Annotated in this window: 2 protein-coding genes; both read left to right on the top strand. The window is 37.3% G+C overall.

All coding sequences use genetic code 11. The annotated features are described in order from the left end of the window. Nucleotides 1-240 (top strand): transposase (locus tag MR041_RS15580; protein WP_242095174.1); only part of this gene is annotated, 240 nt, incomplete at its 5' end. Between the two features lie 14 nt (nucleotides 241-254). Beyond that, on the top strand, nucleotides 255-876 hold a 622-nt coding region (locus MR041_RS15575), incomplete at its 3' end, for a DDE-type integrase/transposase/recombinase (protein ID WP_242095173.1).

Here is an 876-nt window from a genome sequence, read left to right as displayed (position 1 = left end):
GGGGAAGACTCTATTACCTCTATCTGTAGACGGGAAAGCATCTCTCCTAATTTATATTATCGTTGGAGTAAAGACTTTATTGAAGCAGGTAAAAAGCGTCTCAATGGGGATACAGAAAGAGAAGCCAACTCATTTGAAGTAAAAGAACTTCGTAAAGAATCTCAAGATTTAAAAATCATTGTAGCAGAGCAGGCTCTGGAGATACGAGTGCTTAAAAAAAGCTTACATGGTCTACAATAGAGTTTAAGAAGTATATGAGATTCAATCAACAAGAAAAGTACGAGATTATCAGACTTGTGGAAGACTCTGAATTGGGAGTAAACAGAACATTAAAGGAACTGGGGATTCCTAAAAGAACATTCTACAACTGGTATGGTCGTTATCAAAAAGATGGCTATAATGGGCTTGCTCCAAGGTTAAGAGCTTCTAATAGTCAATGGAACAGAATACCAGACAAAGTACGCAATGAGGTAGTAGAGCTTGCTTTAGAGCTTCCCCACATGTCTCCCAGAGAGCTTGCCTTTTGGATAACAGATAACAAGAACTACTTTATATCAGAAAGTAGTGTTTACCGCATCTTAAAGGCAAGAGGACTTATTACCTCTCCTGCTTATATTGTCATGAGAGCCAGTGATGAGTTTAAAGACAAGACCACTAGACCTAACCAAATGTGGCAAACTGATTTTACTTACTTTAAAATCATTGGATGGGGCTGGTACTATCTATCAACTGTTTTAGATGATTATAGTCGTTATATCATCCATTGGGAGTTATGCTCTACAATGAAAGCAGACGATGTAGAAAGAACCATAGAACAGGCTTTTAAAAAAACTGGATTAACTAAGGAGAATGCTCCAAAACTGTTATCTGATAATG

The sequence above is a fragment of the Aestuariivivens sediminicola genome (assembly GCF_022662015.1).
Lineage (GTDB): Bacteria > Bacteroidota > Bacteroidia > Flavobacteriales > Flavobacteriaceae > Aestuariivivens > Aestuariivivens sediminicola.
The sequence above is the reverse complement of the archived record's forward strand: the minus strand, read 5'-3'. Positions and strand labels throughout refer to the sequence as shown.